Below are 18,247 nucleotides of genomic sequence, written 5' to 3' on the forward strand. Positions count from 1 at the left end.
CAATACACGATGGACGATTACAGCTACCTGGGCAGCGGCAAGGTCCTCATCCGCGAGTTCGCCGCGGCCGCTCCCTTCGAAGAGGTCGGCAACGTCAGCGCGCTGAACTTCAGCCCGCAGACGAACACCATCACGCTGGCGGACCACACGAAGCCCGGCGGCGGTACGCGCAACCGCGTCGACCGTGTGACCGAGGTGCAGATGGCCTACACCTTCCACGACTTTGCACCGGCCAACTTCGCCCGGGCACTGCGCGGAACGGTGACGACGGTTGCAGCTGGTAACGTGGTTGCCGAGGCGGTGGTGGCATATCCGGGCGGCTTTATTCCCCTGGCACGCCGTGCTACTGCGATCACCTCGGTGAAGAACCCTGCCGGTACGACCACCTACGACGCAGGCGCCGATTACGAACTCCGCGATGGCGGCCTGTTCATTCCGGCGGATAGCGACATCCCTGCGCCCGTTAACGGAGCTGCCAACCTGACCATCGCGTACTCGCACGGTGCAGCAAAGCGGGTGGAAGCACTGACCACCAGCCAGAAGCAGTACGAGGTGCTGTTCCTGGGCCTCAACGAGGCGCGCAGCGGCAAAGAAGTGCGCGTGCATGCGCACAAGGTCAGCGGCGGCGTGATGGCGCAGCTGGGCCTGATCGGCGAAGAGTACGGCTCCGGCGAAGTGACTGGCGCTCTGCTGGCCGACACCAGCAAGGGTGCAGGCCTGTCGCAGTACTTCACCGTGGACATCCAGGAATGAGCGCTGACGACATCGACGTGATCACGCCGCCCAGCCGCCTGATCATCTTTCGTGGTGAGCAGCTGGAAGTGACGCCGCTGACACTGGCGCAGATCGGCCCCTTCATGAAAGCAACCCGGCCGATCCTCGGCCGGGTCATCCTCGCTGCGAGCCTGGTCAGTGCAGGCGCCACCATCGAGGTGGCCGCTCTGCTGATGGATGTGCTCGAGCAGGATGCTGCTGCATTCGCAAAGGGCGGCGCCATCGTGGCAGGCAAGCCGGAAGCATGGGTTGCCGGCGCCTCTCTGGCAGATGCCGCTGCGCTCGTCGAGGCGGTAGTGGAGCTCAATGAAGATTTTTTCGGCCAGCGCCTGCCGAGCCTGATGCGAGCCGCCGGCAAGGCGATCGAAGCGGTGGGAATGAAGCAGGCGCAACCGGATGGGCCGATCTCGTCCACTTCCTCGTCGCCCGCGGACATCAGCGGCGAGACGTCCTGACCTACACCCAGGCTCAAGCCAGGGCATTTGCTGCAGCAGCTGTGCGCGATGACCGCGAGCAGCTGCTGATGCGCGAAGCATCCACGGCGCAGGCCGTGCGGATGGCGATGGGTGCTGAGCCCGCCGCCTTTACGAAGTACCTGAAGGACCTGACACGCTAAATGGCAGACCAATCCGCAAACCTGCGTGTTCGCATCAGTGCGGACGTGAACGACATCAAGCAGGGCCTCGCGTTGCTGCGCGGCCAGCTTGCGGCTGTGCAGAAACAGGCCAGTCAGCCGCTGCCGGCAAACAACCCGGTTTCGCAACTGGGCATCTCTGCTGGTCAGACGGCAGCGGCTATGCGACAGCTGCCCGCACAGTTCACCGACATTTTCACCAGCTTGCAGGGTGGCATGCCCTTCTTCACGGTGCTTGTGCAGCAGGGTGGCCAGATCAAGGACAGCTTTGGCGGCGTCGGGCCTGCGCTCTCGGGCGTTTCCTCCGCGCTGCTCGGGCTGGTTAATCCGCTGACGATCACCGCCGCCGCCGTGGCAGCAGTAGCTTTGGCCTGGAAGCAGGGCGAGGATAGATCCTTCGCTTTTAGCAAGGCGCTGCTTGCCACCGGAAACTACGCCGCTGCGTCCACTGGCCAGCTGGAGGGCTTGGTTTCGAAGCTGGATCAGCTGGACGGTGTTTCCCTGGGCAGTGCTCGCGAGGCGGTGCTCAAGGTTGCCGAGTCCGGAAAATTCACCGGAGAGCAGTTCGACCGGGTCGCGGCCAGCGCTGCACTGATGCAGGCCGCGACCGGGCAGGCGATCGACGAAACGATCGCCAAGTTCGAGGACATCCGCAAGGATCCGGTCGAGGCGCTGCTTAAGCTCAACGAGACCGAGCACTTCCTTACCCAGACACAGTTGGACCGCATCAATACCCTGGTCGAAGAAGGCAACAAGCAGCAGGCTGTTGCTGAGGCAGTCCAGCTCTACGACTCGCACCTGGAGAGCGTGGCGCGGCGCGCTCAGACGGACATGCCGGCGATGTCCAAGGCGTGGACCAGCATCAAGGACGAGGCTTCTGGCGCCTGGGGCGAGGTCGAGAAATACGCCGATCTGCTGGACCGCGTGATCTCCAAGCAGGACGCGCTCGGCAACAGTGTCGTCTGGAAAAGGCTGAGCGCCGCATTAGCCAACTCAGGTGGCGTCGTCGGTGGGCTTGCTCGTTACTCGGGGCTGTTGGACGAGATCGCCCAGAAGGAGGATCAGGCCAATAAGAGCACCGCTGGCCAGACGATCGGCGGCGGCATGCTCAATTCGCTGGGTGCGCTGGGCAGCCTCATCAAGGCATCCAAGGGCGCGCTGGAAAGCGCGGCCGGGCCGGACTTTTCCAACGTGGTCAAAACGGTCGATCAAGCGCCCACCGTCGACTCTGAGCAAGCGCGGGCACGCCTGAAGTTCCAAGAGGAGACAAACCGTCAGCTGGGCAAGACGCTCGACCTGGAGGGCCGCATCAAGCAGATGCGGGAGGATGCGGCGAAGGAGGGCGTGACGGACGCCAAGCTGCTTGCCGAACGCGAGCAGGCGTTGCGCAAAGCGGATGCCGCGAAGGGCGCGCGGGGCGCCACAAGTCTCGCAACTGTCAGCCGCTCTGCAGGCCTGCAAAGCATCAAGGATGCGTTCACCGCCGAGCAGGCGCAGATCGCCACCAGCACCAAGGTGCTGCAGGCGCAGTACCAGGCGCGTGAGGTGACGGCCGAGACCTATTACCAGCGCATGCGTGAGCTGGCCGAGCGGGGCACTGCCGCAGAGGCGCAGTCGCTGCAGAAGCAGATCGACTACCTCAACAGCCGCAACGTCAGCGGCAAGCAGTCGATCGACGTCAATAAGCAGGTTGGCGAGCTGGAGGCGCAGCTGGCCAAGGTGCGCACCGAGGGCGCCGCGGCCCTGCAGGTGTTGTCCACCGAAGAGAGCAAGCTGAAGAAGCAGCGCGAGGACGCACTGACTTCCTACAAGGCAGCCCTCAACGCCAGCACCGATGCGCTGCAGGAGGACATGGACGCCATGATCGCCCGGGTTGGCGCAGGCGATCGCGAGTTCGAGATCCAGCAGCGCCTCAACGGCGTCTACCGGGAGCAAGCGCAGCGGCTCACCGAGCTCGCTCTGCAGAAGAACACTGGGCGAATCGATGAAGCGACTGCCGCGGCCGAAGAGGCGGCGGTGCGTGAAGCTACCGAGCGCCGTGTGCAGGTGATCCGCGATGGGTACGTGCGCATGTCGGCAGCGCAGGCCGATTGGGGCAGGGGAGCGGCGGCTGCCTGGGCAAACTACCGCGATGAGGCGAGCAACGCGGCCGGTGCGGTGGAAAGTGCCACCACGTCGGCGCTGACCTCGTTTGAGGACATGGTGGTCAAGGCCACCACGACCGGCAAGCTCAGCTTCACCGACATGGCTAACTCGATCATCGCTGACTTTGCGCGGATCACTGTGCGCAAGGGGATCACCAGCCTGCTGGGTGGGGTGTTCGGTGGCAGCCAGGTGGGAGCCGTACAGCGCGAGACGATCCCGCTGCAGGGCTGGGACACCGGCGGCTTCACCGGGCCGGGCGGCAAGTTCGAGCCGGCGGGTGTCGTGCACAAGGGCGAGGGCGTGCTGAGCCAGCGCGATATCGCATCGATTGGTGGACCAGGTGCATTTCTTTCCCTGCTCAGCACGATACGCAGCGGCCGAGGTTATGCGGCGGGCGGATTGGTTGGCAGAACCGTGATGCCCGCTGCCGGACGCGGTGGGGGCCAGATGGCTGTGGAGATCAATAACTATTCGGGTCAACCAACGCAGCAGCGCGAAGAGCGCAGCCGCGGTGCGGATGGCAGTGAGCTGCGCAAGATGATCATCGACATCGGTGCTGCCGACATTGCAAGTGGCGGGCGGATGGCCGGTGCCATCGAAAGCCGCTTCGACACAAGGCCGCGACGCTGATGGCAAGCCTACCGAGCTATGTCGGCGTGCTTTACGACGCCATCCGCGAGCGGCCCGTGCCTTCAGTCAATCGAACGGAAATGGATCGCGGCCTGCCCAAACAGGAGCGGATCAACTCGCGGATGGTGGTGAATCTGCTGCTGTCCTTCGATTTCTCCACGGAGGATGACGCCACGGCATTCCTGGATTGGTACTTCGATGTGATCAAGGTTGTCGGCACGTTCACGATGGCGCACCCGCGAAGTGGACAGCAAATCACCGCGCAGTTCATCGGCGGAGACATTGGCGAGCTGCGCGCCGTGGAAGGCGTCGATCGCCCGTACCAATGTGACGTGCAGATCGAGTACCTGCGATGAGCACGTTCCAGGAGCGCCGCCAGCGCGTCACCGACACCGACGGACCGCTCGAACTATTGGAGATGACCGCGCCATCGTTTGGTGCAGTCCTGCGCATCGTCAACGACACGCAGGACTGGGTCAGCAATGGCAACCTCTACATCCGCTGCCGGTTCCGGTTTACGCCGCCAGCTGACCAGGCCGGGCAGACACCACGCGCGCAGCTCGAAGTGGACAACGTGGGTCGCGGCATTACCGAGGATCTGGAGCGCGTCCAGCCTAACGAGCTGGTGATGTGCCGTGTCCTGATCACGGACCGTGTGCAGCCCGACGTCATCGCCCGGCGGTTCTACCTGCCGCTGACACAGGTGCGCGCTGCCGGCCCGCTGATCACCGCGCAGATTGGCGTGGACTTCTTCATGCGCCAGCAGGCGGTAAAGCTGCGCGCGAATCCGCACACGCTGCCGGGGATCTTCTGATGCGGGCCAGCGAGGTGGAGCGGTTCCTCAACATCCCGTACGACGCTGACAGCTACGACTGCGCCGACCTGGTGATGCAGGTGCAGCGCGAGCTGTTCGGCCGCGACGTGCAGGTGCCGGCGCGGCGCCCGCGTGGTGCTGCAGGGCAGGTGGCGCTAGGCGAGTTGTCCCGTGCATATGCGGCGCCAACCAACAGGCCGGCCGACGGCGACCTGGTGCTGATGTTCGACAAGGGCCAAAGCCGGCCCGGGCACGTCGGCGTCTTCTTCTACCTGGCCCACGAGGGTTGGGTGCTTCACACAACCAGCGCGCTCGGCAGCAGCTGGCTGCATCGGGTGCGCGAGCTGCCGGACTACGGCGCACGGATCGAGGGGTATTACACATGGGTCTGATGACCACGCCTGCGAGCAACGGCCAGCTGGTGCTGACGCCGCATCCGGTGACGCTGGAAGGGCAGCGCCACATCGCGATGGACCTGCAGCCGGGCGAGCGCCTGTGCGATTTCCTGCATCGGCACGTGATCGATCTGGACCAGGGCGACTGGTCGGTGTCGATCGGTGGGCGCGTCGTGCCGCGGCATCTGTGGGCCTACGTCTATCCGAAGGATGGCCAGGTCATTGAGGTGCGCGGCGCTGTCGGCAGGAATGCGCTGTACATCGTGGCCATGGCCGCGTTGATCTACTTCACTGGCGGCGCTGGTGCGACGTGGGCTGCGGGGCTGGGTACTACCGGTGCAGCGGTTGCATACACGGCAGCCTTTGTTGCCGGCTCGCTCCTGATCAATAAAACGCTGGGGCCGAAGGTCGAAAGTCCGACTGGCCCGAGTACCGCCGGCACGGTTTACAGCCTGGCAGCGCCGCGGAACCGTCTGCGCCCGTATGAGCCGGTGGGCCTGCTGTTTGGTCGCATGCCGATCGCCCCCGACTTCGCCAGCAAGCCCTACACGTTCTACGAGGGCGACAACCAGTACATCGGCATGGTGCTTACGCCGGGTATCGGCGTGGGCCGCGTGGGCGTGTTCACCAATGCCGGCACACCGCTGTCCAGCTACGAGGGCGTGAGCGTCTACCACTCCGGCTATAGCCAGATGCCGGACGAAACCATCCCGCTTTACAGCAACGTGGACACCACCGATGGCGGTGAGCTGCCGGATACGGCCGATTTCGTTACGCGCACCACCAGCGCAGACACCGTGCGCATCCAGATCAACCTGGAATACGTGCTGGGCGGCGTGGGCACCTCGGGCAAGGCCTTCAACGTCTCCGAAACTGTGCAGGTGCAGTACGCGCCTGCGGGCACCGGGATCTGGACCACGCTTGCCACGCAGACGTTCACCGGTGACAAGCTGGACGTCAGCAAGCGCGCCACGCTGTCTGCGGACGTGGCCAAGGGCCAGTACGACGTGCGCGTGCGCATCCTGGGGCAGGGCAACTACGAGGGCGATAACACCCAGCGAAACGACTTTCAGTGGTCGACGATGGGCAGCGTGCAGGCCGATACCGCGACGTACGTCGGCCTTTCGCGCAGCGGCATCCTGATGAGGGGCACCGGCCAGCTCAATGGCCAACCCGATGAGTTGGTGGCCGAGCACATCGCTGCGCCGATCCCGGTGTGGCGCAACGGCTCCTGGGTCAACGAAGAGACCAGCAACAACGGCGCCCACATCCTTAAGTACGCCCGCGGCTATTACGACAAGAACGGCAGGCTCATCGCCGGAATGGGCAAGAGTGACGAGGAGATCGACATTGAGTCGCTGCAGGGCTTCATGGCCCACTGCGAGGCAAACGGCTACACCTACGACTATTGGCTGACCGAAGAGCGCAACCACGACGAGGTGCTGCAGGCGATCGCGCTGGCGGGCATGGGGCAGGTTACCTGGGCCGGCGGTCGCCTTTCGGTGGTGTGGGCCGCCGACGAGCAGCCGCTCTCGGGCGTGGTCAACATGGCTGAGATGAAGAAGGGCAGCTTCAGCGTGGACTACACGCTGGCCAGCGCTGCCGACGGCATTGAGTACAGCTACTTCGACAGCACGACTAAGAAGGTCGAAATGCTGCGCGTGCCGGCACCGGGCATCAAGGTCGAAGACATGATCAGCCCGGCGCGGCTGACCGGTGAGGGCATTGGCCGAGAGGCGCATGCGGCTGAGATGGCGCGCTACCACCTCGCGCAGAGCCTGTTCCAGTACAAGGACATCGGCTTTGCGCAGGACTTGCAGTACCTGTCCTATCGCCGCATGTCGATGCTGTCGATCTCCCACGACCTCACGCAGTGGGGATTCGGCGGGCGCATCGTGGCGGCAGAGCGGAGCGCGCTGCTGGGCACCGTCACGCTGACGCTGGACGAGCCAGTCCCGCCGCCAGATGCGCGCAGCGCCTTTATCGGCCTGCGCATCCCGGGCGAGGCGGTGTATCGCACCTTCCGCGTGCGCAACTTCACCGAGGCGACGGACACCATCCAACTGGTCGAAGAATGGCCGGACGATGCGCCGCTGCCGGGTGAGGGTTATGCGGACTCAATGGTGCAGGGGGGCTGGCAGGACAACCCGGCCCATGACACGGTGTGGATCTACGACTTCAAGGCCACACCCGGCCTGCGCGCGCGCGTGGTGGTGATCGAGCCGGAGAGTGATCTCAAAGGCGCAAGCATCAACGTGGTGCCGGAGGGCCCCGAGTTCTGGATTTACGTCAAGACCGGTCAGTACATCCGGCCGGAAAATGGCTCATCGCTTGCAACCAGGCCGATCCTCAGCAACCTTGCAATCAGCGAGGACCAGATCACCACCGGCGATGTCACTGCCACCGATCTGGTGGCCACCTTCGACATCACCGGCCCGTTCGATCACGCCGTGGTGTACGCCTCGGCGTCGGACGGCAATGGCGAGCTGGTGGAGGTGGCGCAGACACGCACGCGCACGGCACGGTGGCGCATCCCGCGCGCCGGCACCTACACCATCAACGTGCGTCCGTTCGGCCCGGAAGGGCAGATGGGCGTGGGCGCCTCGCTGATCTTCACGACCATCGGCGCAGACGCGCCGCCGGTGAACTACGACCTGTTCGACGTGGAGGAGATCTCCGGCGGCATCCGGCGCTACACCTGGGGCTTCTGGAACGACACCATCCAGTCGGCCAACCTGGCCGGCGCGGAGATCCGCTACGCCCAGGCCCCAGCGCAGGGTGCGCCGATGCCGGCGTGGGACGCCATGACGCCGGTAGGGGACAGCGGTTACCACACCGGTGCATTCGACTCGCCCATCCCGTCCTCGGGCAAGTGGACGTTCGCCATCCGCGCCCGGAACACCAACGGCACGCTGTCGGTGGCGGCCAAGTACGTCACGAAGACGCTGGGCAAGAACCTGGGCGAGCTGCAAGAGGAGATGCAGCAGGCGATAGACAAGACCACCGAGGAGATCCGCCAGGGCTTCCTGGAAGCGGCGGAGCGCGACAGGCAGATCGCAGAGGAGGCGCTGGCTGCGGCAAACAAGGCGCGCGATGACGCGATCGCACACGCCGACGCGCTGAACGCTGCTTTGGGCGATCTGGTCAATGCGGACGAGTGGACCTCGACCGCGTCTTACCCGGAGGGCGACTTCGTTCGCTACGACGGGCGCCTGTATCGGGCGCGGGCGGCCAATTCCGGAGTGATGCCGGCCGACAACCCGGCGACCTGGCAGAACGTGGGCAACTACTCCAGCGCGGGTGAAGCGGTCGCCGCTGCCCTCGATATCGCCAACCAGACGGCGAACGAGCTCGAGGCGGAATCCACCCGCCTGGCAGCAGTGGTCGCGCGGTTGCCCGCCGGGGACGGACAGCTTGCGACGTCCTCATCCGTGAGTGACGAGGCGACCGCGCGAGCAAGTGCGGATGGTGCATTGGGACAGCGCACCAGCGTCGTCGAGGCGCGGATGCCGGCCGGGAATGGCGGCCTCGCCACGGCGGCAAGCGTGACGTCGGAGGCAACCGCACGCACCAACGCAGATAGCGCGCTGGGTCAGAGAATCGGCGTCGTTGAGGCGCGCATGCCGACTGGCACAGGCTCGCTGGCAACATCGGCGAGCGTGACGTCGGTCGAGACCGCAAGCGCAGATCGGGACACCGCGCTCGGCCAGCGAATTGATAGCACGAACGCGACCGTGGCCGGGAAGGCCGACACCAGCACAGTCAATGCGCTGAATTCCCGGGTCACCCAGATCGGCAACGAGACGACGGCCACCAGCACAGCGCTCACCGGCGTTGTGGCAAAGACCAATGTCAATGGCAACATGCTGGTCAATCCCACGTTCTCGCAGGGCGCTCTGGGCTGGACGTTGCCTACGGGCATGTCGATCGCCAACGAGGCGCGGTTCGGTTACTACCTGGCGTTTGGCTTCAACCAGGCCACTGCGAACGGACTCGCAGCGGTGCAGGATCGTGCCGCGCCCGCAGGCACCTACACGGTGGCAACGGACGTGTACCGCAATAGTTCTGTTGGGACTGCGCGCATTGAACTGAGCTACCTCAACTCATCGGGGCAGCCGGTGGGCGGTGCCACTGTCGCCAGCGATTCGTCCATCGTCGGCGCCTGGCAGCGAATCGTTGCGTCGGCGCCTCCAGCTGCGGGCACTGCCACGATTCGGGTGCGCCTTATCTGCGAGCAGACCAACGCCAATGTCAGCTTTCGCCGCGTGAAGCTGGAGACCGGTTCCGTCTCGACCTTGTACACCGACGAAAACTCGGTGCCCAGCATGGTGTCCGCCACGCAGTCGCTCGAGGCAAGGATGACGGTCAACGAGAACGGCGTCGCGAGCTATCAGGCATCCTGGACGCTGGCATTGGACGTAAATGGTCGTGTTGCGGGTGCACGCTCGGTCAACAATGGCCAGACAGCAACCTTGGATTTTGCCTTCGACAAAGTGCGGTTCATCGGTGTGGATGCCGGGCAGGGCCGTAGTGAGATCGTCAACGGCAAGATCTACTGCTATGCGCCCAACGGTGTGCAGGTGGTGGCCATCGGGGCGGGCGTGTGACGACGTTTCTGCGAATCACCGATGCGGCCACCAACGTCGTGCTGTTGCAGGTCACCGACCAAGCCGACTCGGACCTGCTTACTCAGCACATGGGCGCGATTGCTATCGCCAGCGGTAGCAGCGGCTCGGTGGCCGTGCCGATCACAGGCAGTGCCAACCAGCTCTACTACTGGTTTGTGGCAGATAGCGGAGCAGGCAATAGCTTGCTCCCGTCGATCACTGACGACGGAAACACGATCAGCTGGGCATCGCCGTCTGCAAGCTTGACCGCTCGTGCAGGCGGCACACTGTTTTACGGGAGGTTCTGAGGTGGCTCTTGCTCGCATCAACGCCGGCCCTAACCGCGTGGTGATCTCGGAAGACTGGAAGAACCTGGCGCTCGCATCTAAGCAGACCATCGCCCCTAGCGGTAGCGGCGTGCTGAAGGCCTGGAGTCTGACTGTCGCCGGCACGAACCCCGCGTTGGCATTTCTCGGCGAAAGCAATGCTGTGCTCGCCCAGCGGACCCAAAGCGGTGGCAACTTCACCTTTACAGGCTGGACGACAGGCGGGAGTTTCACCGCCTACGTCTTCGATGAGCCGACGTTCGGGCAGCGCAACTACTTCGTGGTGCGAAACCCATCCACCAATCAGGTCGTGTTCGACGCCACGCTGAAGTACATGAAGGTGCGGGCGCTGCTGCAGGGCAATGCCAATCAGGGCGGGTCGATCACCTTGCCGGCAGGGCGGACCTATGCCGCGCTGGCCGGCTCCACCGGCAACATCATGCTGGCGATCGGCGGCCCGATTGGCGGCGGCCCGCAATGGCAGGTGCAGCAGCTCTGGCGCAAGGGAGTGGTCAACATCAAAGGCAACGTCGCATCCATTTCCACCATCGACACAGCTCAGGATCTGCGCACCGGCACCGACAACAACCCTCAGCCACCCCCTGGCAACTACGGCCAGGCCTGGGTGCGCGCTCCCATACTCGACGTCACTGGATACTGACCATGCTTATCAGCGAAAACCCAACCTTCGGCACGCAGACAAAGATCGTGTCGCCACGCATCGAGATTCGATGGAACCCGGCCACCAATGACGGACCGGTCGAGTTCCACCTCGAGCAGATGACCACCAAGCCTCACCCCGATGGCTGGACGCAGACGCTGGAGCGCTTCTTCCTGCGCGTGCTCACGGTGCAGATCAGCGACCTGATCGGCCGCAGCTACGAGATCACTGCGCCCTCGACGACCGATACTGACTCAGCGACCGGCGCGGTCGTGGAGGTGGCGGGCGAGACTGTCACCGAACCCGGTGTGCATCTGCTGCTGGGCATCAAGGCAGCAACCCGCGCCGCCTATGATGCGAACGTGGTGACACCGGACCCGGATGCGGACCCGCTCGCGCAGCAGATCACGATCATCTGGAACCCGATCAACGACACCGGCACCGTGACGTTCCAGGTCGAGGATCGCGGCGCCGCCCTCGGCGTGCTGGCGGCGCCCATCGCTGACCTGATCGCGCCGACCTACGCCATCCGATATCCCGGCGCGGAGGCGACGCAGGAGCTGGCCGGTTGGAAACTCCAGGCGCTGATCAAGGCTGCAACGGACAGTGCGGTAGCAGCCAGTCTCGTGACAGTCGAACGGACCGCAGCGTAACGAGCGCGTCGGCGAAAGCCGTACGAGTTCAGCAACGAATCTTGTTGATCCTCACTGCCGGCGCGATACTTGCGTCCCACCCGGCCCATGGACATCCCGGTGCGATCTCGTCCGCACCCATCGGATAGATTCTGGCCAGCGCGAGGTAGAACTCTTTGAAAAATTTGCCCTTGTATGCCGTTGCCTATGTGAGCGAGGTCCGCCGACCGATGTCCGTCGCTGAGATCGATCGCCTATTGGTCTCGGCCAGCGCACGCAATGGGCGACTGGGGGTCACTGGCGTGCTGTTGCATGATGGCCTGCGCTTCTTCCAGTACATCGAAGGAGCACCGGCAAATGTGCGGGAAATTTACGACCGCATCAAGCTATCGAGTCGGCACGACCTGATTGCAGAGGTGTACAACGGCCCGATCACGGAGCGCCATTTCCCTGGTTGGCAAATGGCCTGTCGCAAAGTGGAGATTGGCTCAATCGTTCAAATTAGCGCTCAGCGCTGGGATAGGACACGGATCGCTCTAGCGGCTGCGGGCACCAAGCCGGAAGCAATAAGGCAGCTGCTTGCCTTCTGGGATGTGAGTTAGGCAGCGCAGGCGACATAGTCAGGCCGCTACCTAAGCATCGGAGATGCTTCTACGCGCCGCACGCCGGTGCGGTCCTGAAACTTGATGCTCCAGGGGGTTATCAGGTAGCCGGGCCGGCGGTAATAGATGGCCGGGATGTGGTTCTCGCGCGCGTCCTTCGCGATGCCGTTGACCAGCACATAGGGCGCGGCGGTCTTCGGTACCTCGCACCACTCCTTTCGCCCGTCGGTTTTGAGCGCCAGGGTGTAGGGGCCGGCGCCCTGGATCTGTCCGCACACGATCGTTCGGGAAGTCACCGAGGCTGCGCGGGCGCGCGGCGCGATGCGGGTGACGAATGCATCCAGCGTCTCGCCGACGGTGGACGTTTCCTCATATAGCTGGACGGTGCGGTCGAAGTGGCTGGTTTCGCCAGCGGCGGCAGGGATGGCGACGCCCATAAGCGCCGCGGCGGCGGTGATCAACAGTGCGTGCATTACTTTCTCCGAATGTGCTGCGCCGGTCAGTACCGGCGGCCCGAGGCCATCTCGGCGCAAGGCCAAGATGCATGGCCAACACACGCAAAAAAACGTTCATTTGAGCTATGCCTGCACGCCGCGCGCGGTCGGAGAAATCCGACGCGGCTGTGGGGACCATGCCGATATGGTGAATCCCATATCGCTGCCAATCTTCAGTTGCCGGACCCGGGACCGCTGGTCGCTCAACCCGGGAGCGCCTGAGCAGCGCCAAGCCGGCACTCTAGACGTAGCCTTGAAGGTCGTCGTGTGTGAGCACGCCCAGACGATGCCCCCAGGACGCGACCAGCTCGACAATCGCCGTTGCCTCGGCGGGGAACGCATACAGCAGCTCCGCTTCGAACTGGTTGAGCACTTCCAGCGGCTCGGAAGCGCACGCCAGCCGCTGCTGCAGCTGTTCGAAGAGGCTGGGGGTGGTGGTGTCCATGCGCGCAGTCTACGGCCACCTGTCTCACGCCCTGAGACGGCCGTGCCGATACTCCGGGCATGGACAGAGCCCAACTCCGAACCCACCTCGACAACCTGGACGCGGCCGTGCCTGCGCTGCTTGCAAACAGCCCCGACCGTTGCCACTTCTGGCAGGCCTTTGCGGGGATGGCGGACGTCGTCGGCGACGGTGCCGTCACGGGCGACGATGCCCAATTCGTCTCCCGGCGGCTCGATGAGATCTTGGCCTGGCATGGGCTCGAAGATCCCGACCGCGACTGTTGAGAGGCGGCCATGTGTTACTCCGCGCTAATCCGAGCCGAGTTCAAAGAGTTCCAGCGGGCGTTCGGCGCCGTTATGGACATCGACACCTACGTAAAAACCTTCTGGTGGGGCGAGGGCGCCCAGGCGCGGCGCATCAAGGCGCCACGTGCGATGGTGCGTGAGTTGCTGGAGATCGGCCCGCCCGAGCTGCAGGAGAACCTGCGTGCGGCGGATGCGGCAGAGGCTGACACGCTCACCCGTGAGATCTTCGACCAGAAGCGCCGTGTCGGCGATGCCGAGCGGGCGCTGCAGGTCAGGGAGACGAAGAAGGCACGCGACGACGTGCGCATCGGCACGAACAAGATCCAGCAGGCCCAGCGGCGCCTCGACACGCTTAATGGCACGCGCGGCCAGGACGACAGCCGGATATTCCCGGGCGTCTATTGCCCGGTGCTGGTGGTCGAGAACGGCCAGCGTGTCGTCAAGCCGATGCGCTACCAGTGCCGCCCGGCAGGCACGCCGGCAATGTACGACCGAAAATTTCCCGGCACATACAACGCCCGCCGGGACAACCTGGAAGGGTTCTGGCGCCGGCAGTTTGGCTACACCCACGGGTTGATGGTGGCCGACCGGTTCTACGAGAACGTCGAAGGCCCAGACGGGCAAAACCAGCGCATCGAGTTCGTGCCGCGCACCGGCGAGCCGATGCTGGTGGCGTGCCTTTGGTCGCACTGGCGCGATCCCGAAGGCGTCGAACCCGACCTGCTGTCGTTCGCCGCGATCACCGATGAGCCGGAGCCCGAGGTCGCCGCCGCTGGCCATGACCGGACGATCATCAACATCAAGCCGGAGCACGTCGACGCCTGGCTCAATCCAGACCCGCGCAACCTGGACGCGCTACAGGCAATCTTCGACGACAAGCGGCACCCGTTCTACGAGCACCGGCTGGCGGCATAGGCATGCTGCCCGAAGGGTTCTACTGGACGACGGTATTCATCGGGCAGGAAGGTGTGCCCCGCAAGCTCGCGCTGAGCCTGACCGGTGTCGCCCGAATGGAGCGACGGGTCGACAATGGGGCGTGGTACATCTATCTCGACTATCACCTGCAGAACATAGATCGCCCAGCGCGACGACGCGACTGCAGCAGCTTTGAGGCTGGCATGGCGGGCGCTGAGCAGTGGGTGTGCCGTCACGAGACCCGATTGAGAGCTGAGGTTGCGCAGATCGAGGCTGCTTGGCCAAAGCACTGTGGCGCCGGATAGCGGCAAAGGACACCTTCGTGGACATCAGATCTGCGCGGGGTCGCCCACTGGAATGAGGTAGTCTGCCCACGCCTGCATCAGCACCCGCCTCTTGTCGATGAGCGCGCCACGCCGGTAAGCGGCCTCGGCCTTGTTTCGGATCGCATGCGCCAGCGCCATCTCTACGACCTCGCCAGGCGTGTCCTGCGTCTCTGCTGCCCAATCGCGGAAGCACGACCGGAAACCATGCACGGTGAAGGGCAGGCCGAAGCCCTTGGGCGCCGGCTTCTGCACCAGGTACAGCATGGTGTTCTCGGACATCGCGAACGGTGGCAGCTTGCGATCCAGGCCGCGCAGGATCGTCAGTGCGGCGGTCGACAGCGGCACGAAGTGGTCACGGCCGCCCTTCATGCGCTCGGCCGGGATAGACCACATGCCGGCGGCCAGGTCGAACTCATCCCAGCTCGATCCGGTCACCTCTTCAGTCCGCGCCGCGGTGAGGATGGTGAACTGAAGCGCGCGCCGGCTACGGGCGTCGCGCTCGCGCAGCCGGGCCATGAAGGCCGGCGCATCACCGTAGGGCATCGCCGCGTGGTGCTGGGGCTTGCGCACCTTGCTCGGTCTGGGCAGCAGATTGTCCAGATGTCCGCGCCAGCGCGCCGGGTTGTCGCCCTGGCGGTGGCCATGCACCTTCGCCCAGTCGAGCACGCGCTCGATGCGCGCTCGCAGGCGCGACGCGGTCTCTGTCTTGGTGGTCCAGATCTGCCGCAGGCAAGCCATCACGTGCGCCGTGTCGATATCAGCCACGGGCATGTCCCGCGCCGGCCCGTGATCTCGCAGCGACTGCGTCCATTGCTCCGCCTGGGCGTCGTTCTTCCAACCGGCCTTCTGGCTTTCAATGAGCGCATCGGCGCACTCGCCAAACGTCAGTCCGACCGACCTGGCCTGCACGCGGGCGGTGATGGGGTCACGGCCTTCCAGGAGCGTACGCCTGTGGTCGACGACCGCGCGACGCGCCTCCAGCAGAGTAACCAGAGCGGTGGACCCCAGTCCCATCTCCCGCCGGCGGCCACGCAGTTGGAATCTGAAGACCCAGGACTTCGCCCCGGATGGACCCACGAGCAAATAGAGGCCTCCACCGTCAGCGTGGTAGCCTTTCCCGGCGATGGTTTGTGCCGCTCTGGCACTTAATCGGTTCGTGGGCCTAGCCATGCTGCCCCATGCTTTGTCCCATGTTTCGACGTGCGATTGCGTGAGTCAGCATGATGCGAATAGAGCGTCGCAGACCTTGAGACATAAGCAACGTGATACAGCGTGATGGAGAGTGAGAAAGCAATATCGGCCTCTCGCTCCGCCAGTGTTCTAGACGCCCGCAAATCCCTGATTTGCGGGCGTTTTCATTTGTGCCGGCAGGTCAATGACGGTCTGCAGTGGCATCGCTGGAGTAACGCCGGCGGCTGTGCCGGCCGCAGCATCTGAACTGCCACGAACGCGCTGCAGGCGGCGATTCAAGTAAGCCGGGCACGGGTCGCTAAGGCTGTGACACCTCTCTCGGATCTCACCCCGATGCGCCTGCCGCCGCTGCTTGGACGCCTGTTTTCTTCACTGAGCCGTGGGCTGCAGCACAAGGCCGATGCGGTGGACCGGGTGATGGCGGTGATCGAGTTCGATCTGGATGGCCGCATCCTGCATGCGAACCAGAATTTCCTGTCGCTGATGGGCTACCGGCTGGACGAAGTCGTCGGTCAGCATCACCACATGTTCGTGACCCCCAGCGACCGCGACAGCGAAGGCTATCGACAGTTCTGGCAGGCGCTGCGTCGCGGCGACTTCAATGCCGGGCGGTTCTGCCGGCTGGACAAGAACGGGCGCGAGGTGTGGATCAACGCTTCCTACAACCCGTTGCTGGATCGCGCGGGCAAGGCCTACCGGGTGATCAAGTACGCCACCGACATCACCACGCAGGTGCGCCAGACCGCCGACTTCGAAGGCCGCATCGATGCGATCGACAAGGTCATGGCGGTCATCGAGTTTTCGCTGGATGGCACGGTGCTCGATGCCAACGAGAATTTCCTTGCGGTGATGGGCTACCGGCTCGATGAGATCCGCGGCAAGCACCATGGCATGTTCGTGGACGCGCAAACGCGTCAGTCGGCGGCCTATCGCGCGTTCTGGGACAAGCTCGGGCGCGGCGCGTTCGACGCGGGGCGCTACAAGCGCCTCAACAAGGACGGCAGCGAGGTGTGGATCCAGGCGTCCTACAACCCGGTGCTCGACGAGCACGGGCGGCCGTACAAGGTGGTCAAGTACGCCACCGACGTGACCCGCCAGGTGATCGATTCGGCCGACGCCGATGGACGCATCCAGGCCATCGACAAGGTGATGGGCGTGATCGAATTCGATCTGCAAGGGCGCGTGCTGAGTGCCAACGACAATTTCCTGGCCATTTTGGGGTACTCCGCCGAGGAGGCGATCGGCCAGCATCACCGCATCTTCGTGGACGCAAGCTATGGCGCCTCCGAGGACTATCGGCATTTCTGGGCGAAGCTGGCGCGTGGGCAGTTCGATGCGGGCCGCTACCGTCGGCTGCGCAAGGACGGCAGTCCAGTGTGGATCCAGGCGTCCTATAACCCGATCCTGGATGTGTCCGGACGCCCGTACAAGGTGGTCAAGTACGCCACCGATGTCACCGATCAGGTGCGCTCGGCCGAGCGCATGCATCAGTTGATGCAGCAGACCATGAGCATTGCGCAGAACGTGCAGCGCGAGGCGCACCATATTTCGGTCAGCAACCAGGAACTGGTGAGCCGCTCGTCCACGCAGTCGGCGGCCGTGGCGCAGACCTCGACCACCATCGATCAGCTGGCAGAGACCGTACGCAGCAATTCCGACAGCGCCGGTTCGGCGCAGCGCATGGCCGAGGCATCGGCCGATGTGGCACGGCGCGGCGCCACCGTCATCGCCGACATGGTCAAGACCACCGCCGGTATTCGCGCGGCCACCGACCGTATCGGCCAGATCATCGAGGTGATCGACGGCATCGCGTTCCAGACCAATATCCTGGCCTTGAATGCAGCCGTGGAAGCGGCACGCGCTGGCGAGCAGGGGCGTGGATTTGCCGTGGTGGCGACCGAGGTGCGTAGCCTGGCGCAGCGCTGCAGTGTCTCGGCAAAGGAAATTCGTGGCTTGATCGACAACGCGACCGACCAGGTGGGCGATGGTTCGCGCCTGGCCGAGCAGGCCGGGGCGGTGATGCAGGACATGGTCGGTTCGGTGCTGCGGGTTACCGCCACCGTGGAGCAGATTGCCGCTGCCAGTCAGGAGCAGGCGCGGGACATTTCCACCGCCAACACCGCGCTGCAATCGATCGGTGTGCAGGCGCGCGACCAGGCGCAGATGGTCGACGATCTGGCGCGCTCGGCGCGTGTGCTGGAAGCCGATGCCGACGCGCTGTTTGCTCTGGTCAATGGCGATGGTGATGGCGATAGCGATAGCGCCGCAGCGGCGGCTGTCGTGCGCAGCGAGACCCCGAGCACGTCGCTTGCCAGGCCTGCCAGGCCGCAGGCGGCGTGATCTCGCGCAGT

General features: G+C 64.5%; 18 protein-coding genes. 15 read left to right on the plus strand and 3 right to left on the minus strand.

Features of this window, described 5'->3' with window-relative positions; translation table 11 throughout:
• Positions 1-9 precede the first annotated feature (9 nt).
• From KHN93_RS09380 to KHN93_RS09430, 11 genes are all read left to right on the plus strand, one after another.
• The gene (locus KHN93_RS09380) at positions 10-753 is read left to right on the plus strand and encodes a phage tail tube protein (protein ID WP_212579465.1); all 744 of its coding nucleotides are present in this window, start codon (positions 10-12) and stop codon (positions 751-753) included.
• Positions 750-1,229 (plus strand): hypothetical protein, encoded by a 480-nt coding sequence (locus KHN93_RS09385; RefSeq protein ID WP_212579466.1) that lies wholly within the window; start codon positions 750-752, stop codon positions 1,227-1,229. The genes KHN93_RS09380 and KHN93_RS09385 overlap by 4 nt, the downstream gene beginning before the upstream one ends.
• A gap of 206 nt (positions 1,230-1,435) precedes the next feature.
• On the plus strand, positions 1,436-4,183 hold the full coding sequence (locus KHN93_RS09390) for a phage tail length tape measure family protein (protein WP_244812229.1): 2,748 nt from the start codon (positions 1,436-1,438) through the stop codon (positions 4,181-4,183).
• Positions 4,183-4,539: a hypothetical protein gene (locus tag KHN93_RS09395; RefSeq protein ID WP_212579468.1), complete on the plus strand. Its 357-nt coding sequence runs from the start codon at positions 4,183-4,185 to the stop codon at positions 4,537-4,539. Before KHN93_RS09390 ends, KHN93_RS09395 begins: the two co-directional genes overlap by 1 nt.
• Entirely contained in the window at positions 4,536-4,997 is a 462-nt protein-coding gene (locus KHN93_RS09400; protein ID WP_102256212.1) for a DUF1833 family protein, read from the plus strand. Before KHN93_RS09395 ends, KHN93_RS09400 begins: the two co-directional genes overlap by 4 nt.
• Entirely contained in the window at positions 4,997-5,389 is a 393-nt protein-coding gene (locus KHN93_RS09405) for an NlpC/P60 family protein (protein ID WP_104533695.1), read from the plus strand. The genes KHN93_RS09400 and KHN93_RS09405 overlap by 1 nt, the downstream gene beginning before the upstream one ends.
• On the plus strand, positions 5,380-9,999 hold the full coding sequence (locus KHN93_RS09410; RefSeq protein WP_244812230.1) for a host specificity factor TipJ family phage tail protein: 4,620 nt from the start codon (positions 5,380-5,382) through the stop codon (positions 9,997-9,999). The genes KHN93_RS09405 and KHN93_RS09410 overlap by 10 nt, the downstream gene beginning before the upstream one ends.
• Complete coding sequence (locus tag KHN93_RS09415; RefSeq protein ID WP_212579469.1) at positions 9,996-10,307, plus strand: hypothetical protein; 312 nt, start codon at positions 9,996-9,998, stop codon at positions 10,305-10,307. The genes KHN93_RS09410 and KHN93_RS09415 overlap by 4 nt, the downstream gene beginning before the upstream one ends.
• A 1-nt stretch (position 10,308) precedes the next feature.
• Positions 10,309-10,986, plus strand: a complete 678-nt coding sequence (locus KHN93_RS09420) for a hypothetical protein (RefSeq protein WP_212579470.1) — start codon at positions 10,309-10,311, stop codon at positions 10,984-10,986.
• A 2-nt stretch (positions 10,987-10,988) separates the two neighbouring features.
• Positions 10,989-11,639 (plus strand): hypothetical protein, encoded by a 651-nt coding sequence (locus tag KHN93_RS09425; protein WP_212579471.1) that lies wholly within the window; start codon positions 10,989-10,991, stop codon positions 11,637-11,639.
• Between the two features lie 209 nt (positions 11,640-11,848).
• Positions 11,849-12,220: a BLUF domain-containing protein gene (locus tag KHN93_RS09430; protein ID WP_244812246.1), complete on the plus strand. Its 372-nt coding sequence runs from the start codon at positions 11,849-11,851 to the stop codon at positions 12,218-12,220.
• Between the two features lie 26 nt (positions 12,221-12,246).
• On the opposite strand, the gene KHN93_RS09435 is transcribed toward KHN93_RS09430, so the two are convergent.
• The gene (locus tag KHN93_RS09435; protein WP_212579473.1) at positions 12,247-12,693 is read right to left on the minus strand and encodes a hypothetical protein; all 447 of its coding nucleotides are present in this window, start codon (positions 12,691-12,693) and stop codon (positions 12,247-12,249) included.
• 262 nt (positions 12,694-12,955) lie between these two features.
• The gene (locus KHN93_RS09440) at positions 12,956-13,159 is read right to left on the minus strand and encodes a hypothetical protein (protein ID WP_212579474.1); all 204 of its coding nucleotides are present in this window, start codon (positions 13,157-13,159) and stop codon (positions 12,956-12,958) included.
• Positions 13,160-13,218: 59 nt separating this feature from the next.
• Here KHN93_RS09440 and KHN93_RS09445 point away from each other — a divergent pair, with 59 nt between their 5' ends.
• Genes KHN93_RS09445 through KHN93_RS09455 form a run of 3 tightly spaced genes read left to right on the plus strand, consistent with a single transcriptional unit; the run spans position 13,219 to position 14,684 of the window.
• Positions 13,219-13,443, plus strand: a complete 225-nt coding sequence (locus KHN93_RS09445; RefSeq protein WP_212579475.1) for a hypothetical protein — start codon at positions 13,219-13,221, stop codon at positions 13,441-13,443.
• A gap of 9 nt (positions 13,444-13,452) precedes the next feature.
• Entirely contained in the window at positions 13,453-14,379 is a 927-nt protein-coding gene (locus KHN93_RS09450) for an SOS response-associated peptidase family protein (RefSeq protein ID WP_212579476.1), read from the plus strand.
• Between the two features lie 2 nt (positions 14,380-14,381).
• A complete protein-coding gene (locus KHN93_RS09455; RefSeq protein WP_212579477.1) occupies positions 14,382-14,684 on the plus strand; it encodes a hypothetical protein in 303 nt (100 codons plus the stop codon).
• 24 nt (positions 14,685-14,708) lie between these two features.
• Here the strand turns inward: KHN93_RS09455 and KHN93_RS09460 are convergent, their stop codons facing one another.
• Entirely contained in the window at positions 14,709-15,875 is a 1,167-nt protein-coding gene (locus tag KHN93_RS09460) for a tyrosine-type recombinase/integrase (RefSeq protein ID WP_212579478.1), read from the minus strand.
• Positions 15,876-16,256: 381 nt separating this feature from the next.
• On the opposite strand from KHN93_RS09460, the gene KHN93_RS09465 reads away from it, so the two are divergent.
• Positions 16,257-18,236, plus strand: a complete 1,980-nt coding sequence (locus KHN93_RS09465) for a methyl-accepting chemotaxis protein (RefSeq protein ID WP_244812247.1) — start codon at positions 16,257-16,259, stop codon at positions 18,234-18,236.
• Positions 18,237-18,247 lie beyond the last annotated feature (11 nt).

This window comes from Xanthomonas arboricola pv. juglandis (assembly GCF_905367715.1).
In the GTDB taxonomy this organism is placed as follows: Bacteria; Pseudomonadota; Gammaproteobacteria; order Xanthomonadales; family Xanthomonadaceae; genus Xanthomonas; species Xanthomonas arboricola.